The sequence below is a fragment of the Kineococcus indalonis genome, assembly GCF_009906395.1.
Classification (GTDB): Bacteria; Actinomycetota; Actinomycetes; order Actinomycetales; family Kineococcaceae; genus Kineococcus; species Kineococcus indalonis.
In genome coordinates, this window is the sequence record NZ_JAAALM010000247.1 from 1 (window position 1) to 5,857 (window position 5,857).

Here is a 5,857-nt window from a genome sequence, read left to right on the forward strand (position 1 = left end):
CCTCCCGGTTGGGGTCGAGGGGGCTGGAGAAGGAGGAGCGGACGGTGAGGCTGCCGGGCAGGCCGGGCAGGCCGAGGTCGGCCACGGAGTACGTGCAGCGGGCGGTGACGGTCACCGCGGTGCCCGGCACCAGCGGGGCGATCTCGTCCACGGTGAGGGAGTCCGCGCAGTCCCCCGGGCCGACGGAGGTCCTGATGACCTCGCCGGCGCGCTGGTGCGCCGCGCTCGCGGAACGGGACTGGGTGGCCGAGCGGGCGGCGTCGCGCACACCGGCGTCCAGCGTGGCGGACACCTGCGCGACGCGCGCGTACGCCAGCAGCAGCGCGACCAGCAGCAGCAGGACCGGTGCGACGAGGGTGAACTCCAGCGCCACGCTGCCGCGGTCGGTGCACGCGCGGCCGGTTCCTGCCGCGCGGGGCCTCACCTGGCCCCCCGGAAGCGCTCCAGGGTGCCGGCGGCGCGCTGGGTGGTCCTCAGGTCCAGGCCGGGCACCAGGCTGATCACCCGGCCGGAGACCTCCACGCCCACCGTGCGCTCCTGCGGCTGCCACGTGGTGCGCACGCTGGGCTCCAGCAGCGACTCGCGCCCCAGGGTGGCGGCGAAGCGGCGCACGTGCTCCTCCACCGCCGGCTGGTCGGCGTCGACGGACTGCTGGTCGGGCAGCACCCGCAGCTGGGCGACGCCCTCGCGCGCCGCCTCCAGCGCCACCGAACGCCCGTAGGCCCACAACCCCACCTGGATGGCGAAGAACACCAGCAGCAGGAACACGGGGGCGATGAACGCCAGCTCCAGCGCCGCGGAACCCTCCTCGCGCCGCCTCACCTGGTGGTGCCCCCGGAGGCCACCCCGCCGGCGCAGGCGGAACCGACCGCGACGTTCGCGCACTCCTGCAGGTCGTTGCCCTTGGACTGCACGATGTTGAAGACGACCCCGCCGATGACGGAGGCGGCCACCACCACGACCGCGGCGATGATCGCCCACTCCAGGGCCGAGGCGCCGCTGTCGCGCCCGCGGGCGGCCGCGCGGCGGGCGCGGACGGCGAGCGCGGAACGCGTGCGGGCGAAGACGGTGGTGTTCGAGGACACGGCTTTCTCCTTGTGCTTCAGCAGGATCGGTGCACGGCCGGGTCAGGACCGGCCGAGCAGGTTCGAGACGGCGGGGAACGCCAGGAAGACCATGAACGCGGTGCACAGCAGCAGCTGGGCGATGAGCATCGACTGCGACTTCTCGCCCGCCTCGCCCTCCACGTCGGCCATGTCGCGCCGGCGCACCGTCGCGGCGCGCGCCGCCAGCGACGCGCGGATCTTCGCGCCGTCGTCCGCGGCGAGCACCAGCGCGCCGGCCAGGTCGGTGAGCTCGGCCACGGCCAGCTCCTCGCCCAGGCGCCCCAGGGCCTCCCAGGGGTTCTCCCCCAGCAGCCGCGCGTTCGCCAGGGCCTGGCGGATGCGCACCAGCGCCCAGTAGTCGCTGACGGAAGCGGAGCTGAGCAGCGCCTCGGGCAGGCCGCGGCCGCCGGCGAGGTTCATCGCCACCAGGTCGCAGAACACCCCCACGACGCGGCGGAAGTCGCGGCGCCGGCGCGCGGCGTCCGAGCGCAGCGCCAGGTCGGGCACGACGAGACCCAGGCCGCCGAGCACCAGGGCCAGCGACAGCGGGACCCCGCCGGGCAGCGGCACCCCGAACAGCAGCAGGATCCCCCAGCACACCGGCGCCAGCAGCAGCAGGAGCAGCCCGGCCACCACCTTCGTGGCCAGGAACTCCCCCGTGCCGCGGCCCAGCACGGCCAGGTCCGCCCGGGTGCGCCGCAGGCGCCAGCCGCGCTCGCTGCTGAGCACCTCCAGCCGGTCCCCCAGCGAGCGCACCAGGTGCCCGGTGGCGTGCGTCAGCCCGAACGGCCCCCGGTCCGGCGCCGCGGAGGCCGCGGCCTCCGCGGCGCTGAGCAGGCGCCGGCGCGAGGACCTGCGCAGGCCGTCGTGGCGGGCGACCTGCACGGCCAGCGACGGGCGCGGGCGCAGCAGCGCGGCCAGGAGCAGCAGCACCCCCGCCCCCAGCGCCGCACCGGTCAGCAGGGCGGCGCTCACCGGCCCGCCCCCGCGCCGGCGGCCAGGAACCGCTCGTGGGTCTCCACCCGGGCCAGGCGGCGCAGCCACAGCAGGGCCACCACCAGCACGGTGCCGACCACCACCAGCGCCAGCTGCCCGGTGAGGGAGGAGTACGGCGCCACGTACGGGCGGTTGAACACCGCCAGCAGACCCATGACGCCCAGCACGATGGCCAGGACGATCTGCACGCTGCGGCGGATGCTGCGCCGGCTGGCCTCGATGCGCCGGCGCACGTCCAGCTCCTCGCGGGTGGAGGCGGCCAGCGCCGTCAGCACGTCGCGCAGCCCCGGGCCGCGCAGGCGGGCGTTGAGCACCAGTGCCGCGCACACCACGTCGGCGCTGGGGTCGTCCACGTCGTCGGCGAAGCGCACCAGGGCCTCGGCGAGCGGCTCGCGGATGCGCAGCCGGTCCACCAGCAGGTTCAGCGAGGGGCGCAGCACCGGCGCGGACGTCGCCGCCGTCGCCGGGACGGCCTGCTCCAGGCCGATGGCGCCGGCGATGGTGTCGCGCAGCGACTCCGTCCACGTCGCCAGCGCCTCCAGGCGCGCGATGCCGCGGCCCGCCTCGGCGCCCGCCCCGAACAGCTTCTCCCAGGAGGCCACCAGCAGGCCGATGCCGATCCCCGCCACCAGCCAGCGGGTCAGGACCAGGGCCAGCAGCCCGGCGCCGGCGCTGAGCAGCAGGTGGCGGCTGAGGTGCGGCGGGCGCCGGCGCCACGGCGGCCGGACCGAGGGCCCGGGCGCGCGGCCCACCGCCCCGGCGAGCACCAGCAGCGCACCGGCACCGGCGGTGCCCGCGGTCAGCGCCGCGAGCACCTCCGGCGCCGGTGCGCCGGCGAACGGGCCGCTCACGCGCCCCACCGGTCCAGTACGGGCGCGGACCAGCCGGCCGCCTCCAGGTCCGCGGCGCGCTGCAGCGGCGCGTGCGCGCGGGCGACGCCGTCGGGGCCGGCCACGAACACCTCCGAGGACAGCACCCGCCCGTCCACGCCGGTCACCTCGCGCACGCTGGTGACGGTGCGCCGCAGCCCGCCGCCGGTGTGGTGGGTGTTCTGCTTGGCCAGGAACACCACGAAGTCCACCGCGCCCGCGATGAGCATGTGGCTGGCCTCCACCGGCAGGTGCTCCTGGGCCTGCAGCGCGTACGTGGCGATGCGGTTGAACACCTCGGCGGAGGAGTTCGCGTGGATCGTCGACAGCGAGCCGTCGTTGCCCTGGCTCATCGCGTTGAGCATCGTGACGATCTCGTCGCCGAGGACCTCCCCGACGATGACGCGGCTGGGGTTCATGCGCAGCGAGCGGCGCACCAGCTCGGCCATGCCCACCCCGCCGACCCCCTCGGAGTTCGGCAGCCGCTCCTCGAACGCGACGGCGTTCGGGTGGGCCTCCACGTGCTGGTCCAGCCCGAGCTCCAGGGCCCGCTCGACCGTGATGAGCCGCTCGTGGGGCGGGATCTCCGCGGCCAGGGCCCGCAGCAGCGTCGTCTTGCCCGAGTTCGTCGACCCGGCGATCATGATGTTCTTGCGGGCGCGCACGGCGGCGCGCAGGAAGCGCGCCAGGTCCTCGCTCATCGTGCCCGCGGCCACCAGGTCCGCCAGGGTCGCCCGGGCCAGGCGGGCGCGGCGGATGCTCAGCGCCGGGCGCTGGCACACCCCCATCACCGCCGACAGGCGCGAGCCGTCCGGCAGGCGCAGGTCCAGCTGGGGGTTCGCCGCGTCGAACGGCCGGCTGGTCAGCCCGACGTTCGCCGCCAGCACCTGCACCAGCTCCACGAGGTCCTCGTCGGACTCGGCGACCGGCTCGTGCAGCTCCTCGCGGCCGTCGGCGTAGCTGACGAACACGCGGTCGCACCCGTTGACGTCGATGTTCTCCACGTCGGGGTCCTCCAGCAGCGGCTGCAGGCGGCCCACGCCGAACAGCGCCGCGCCGATCGCCGCGGCCACCGCCTCCTCCGCGGTGGGCGTCAGCGGCGCACGGCCCGCCTCGACCTCGCCGCGGGCGTGGTCCTCCAGCACCTGCACCACCAGCGAGCGCGCGAACTGGCGCTCGTCGGCGCTGGACATCGGCGCCCGGCCGGCGGCGTCGTCGCGGCGGCGCTGCGCGGAGAGGCGGTCGGCGACCCGGGTGCGCAGGCGGCGCACCAGGTCGTGGTCCACGCCCGCGGCGCCGGCGGCGCGGCGGGGCGCGGGCACCTGCGCGGCCGGGGACCCGGTCGGCGCGGTGGGCGGCGCGGTGGTCGGCGCGGTGGTCGGGGTGAAGGTCGGGGTGAAGGTCGGGGTGTCCTGGTTCACGAGGCCCTCCGGTGCTCGCCGGCGACGGCGCCCGCCAGCGTCGCCACGACGCCCCGCCCGGCGCGCACCAGCGCGGTGCGCTCCGGGCGGGCGGTGCGCGCGCCGTCGAACACGCGCGCACCGGCGGGGTCCAGCGGCAGGCGGCCGAAGTCCTCCACCTCGCGGCCGGTGCCGCGCAGCAGCTCGGCGGCCTCGTCGCCGTCGCCGCGGCGCGCGTCGCCGACGACGAGGACGCCGGTGCGCGGCTGCAGGCCGTCGGCGCGGCGCAGCGACGTCGCCAGCCAGGGCAGGCACCGGCGGGCGTGCAGCACGGAGGTGACGTCGTCGCGCACGACGAGGACGAGCACGTCCGACTCGCGCAGCAGCGGCAGGTGCACCGGCTCGGTGGTCACGCGCCCGGCGTCGACGACGACGTCCGTGCCCGCCGCGCCCAGCTGCGCGGCCGCACCGGCCAGCGCCGGCCAGCTGCCGGCGGCGGCGCCGGCCTGCTGCGGGCGCGTCAGCCCGCACACGACGGCCGTCCCGCCGGCCGCCCGCTGGGCCTCGGCGAGCAGCTGCTGCGGCTGCAGCCCGCGGCGCGCCGAGGTCAGCAGCGGCAGCAGGCCGCGCTCGGCGTCCAGGATGCCGCCGTCGGCGGCGGGCAGGCGGGAGGCGACGTCACCGCCGGCGGGGTCGGCGTCCAGGACGAGGACGTCGCGCGGCCACAGCGCGGCCGTCAGCAGCGCCGCGGTCGTCGCGCCCGGGGAGCCCTTGGCGGACAGGAAGGACAGCAGGGCCACCGCTCACCCCCGCGTCAGGTCGACGTCGGGGCGGGTGCCGTCGGCCACGCGCGCGACGGCCACCTGACCGGCCGCGGCCGCGGCGACCACGGCCGCGGAGCGCTGCGCCGGCACCAGCAGGGACACCGCGTCCGCGCCGGAGGCGCCCTGCCCGCCGGCGTCGACCACGCGGGCCGCGGCCAGCAGGACCGTGCCGGCGGGGTCGCCGGTGACCGTGGCCCCGCCGTCCTCGGCGACCAGGTAGGCGCGCACCACGTCGCCGGCGCGCAGCGCGCCGCTGGGCCGCTGCTCGGCGCCGAGGACCACGCCGACCACGGCCGCGTCGGCGGGCACCGTGCCGCCCGCCAGGAACATCGTCCGGTTCACCAGGGTGTCCGCGGGGATCCGCGTGGTGGCGTGGGTGCCCACGAAGTTGTCCAGGGCGGCGGCCGGCACGACGGCGGCGCCGTCGGCGGCCACGCGCGCCACCCGCAGGTCCTCGGCCTCGATGCGCTCACCGGGCTCGACGTCGTGGCGGGCGACGAGCACGTCGACGCGGTCGCCGCTGCGGTGCACCACCAGCGCGCTGCCCAGCGCGCCGCCCAGGACGAGGACCAGGCCCAGGGCCAGCAGCGCCGGGCGCCGCTCGCGGACGGGGGCGGGCACGCGCCGGGCGCCGGAGTCCGGGACCTGGCCGGGCGCGCCCC

The 5,857-nt window shown here is 77.7% G+C and carries 8 protein-coding genes; all 8 read right to left on the reverse strand.

Annotation, left to right across the window (positions count from 1 at the left end; all coding sequences use genetic code 11):
- The coding region (locus tag GTR00_RS12715) for a TadE/TadG family type IV pilus assembly protein (RefSeq protein ID WP_166611981.1) at positions 1-373 on the reverse strand (373 nt) is incomplete at its 3' end.
- Between the two features lie 47 nt (positions 374-420).
- Positions 421-822, reverse strand: a complete 402-nt coding sequence (locus GTR00_RS12720) for a TadE family protein (RefSeq protein WP_166611982.1) — start codon at positions 820-822, stop codon at positions 421-423.
- Entirely contained in the window at positions 819-1,085 is a 267-nt protein-coding gene (locus GTR00_RS12725; RefSeq protein WP_166611983.1) for a hypothetical protein, read from the reverse strand. The genes GTR00_RS12720 and GTR00_RS12725 overlap by 4 nt, the downstream gene beginning before the upstream one ends.
- A 42-nt stretch (positions 1,086-1,127) precedes the next feature.
- Positions 1,128-2,081, reverse strand: a complete 954-nt coding sequence (locus GTR00_RS12730; RefSeq protein WP_166611984.1) for a type II secretion system F family protein — start codon at positions 2,079-2,081, stop codon at positions 1,128-1,130.
- Positions 2,078-2,953: a type II secretion system F family protein gene (locus GTR00_RS12735; RefSeq protein ID WP_323132443.1), complete on the reverse strand. Its 876-nt coding sequence runs from the start codon at positions 2,951-2,953 to the stop codon at positions 2,078-2,080. The genes GTR00_RS12730 and GTR00_RS12735 overlap by 4 nt, the downstream gene beginning before the upstream one ends.
- The gene (locus GTR00_RS12740; RefSeq protein ID WP_166611988.1) at positions 2,950-4,257 is read right to left on the reverse strand and encodes a CpaF family protein; all 1,308 of its coding nucleotides are present in this window, start codon (positions 4,255-4,257) and stop codon (positions 2,950-2,952) included. The genes GTR00_RS12735 and GTR00_RS12740 overlap by 4 nt, the downstream gene beginning before the upstream one ends.
- Positions 4,258-4,388: 131 nt before the next feature.
- Entirely contained in the window at positions 4,389-5,171 is a 783-nt protein-coding gene (locus tag GTR00_RS12745; protein WP_166611985.1) for a hypothetical protein, read from the reverse strand.
- A 3-nt stretch (positions 5,172-5,174) separates the two neighbouring features.
- A partial coding sequence (locus GTR00_RS12750) for an SAF domain-containing protein (RefSeq protein ID WP_205705692.1) occupies positions 5,175-5,857 on the reverse strand: 683 nt, incomplete at its 5' end.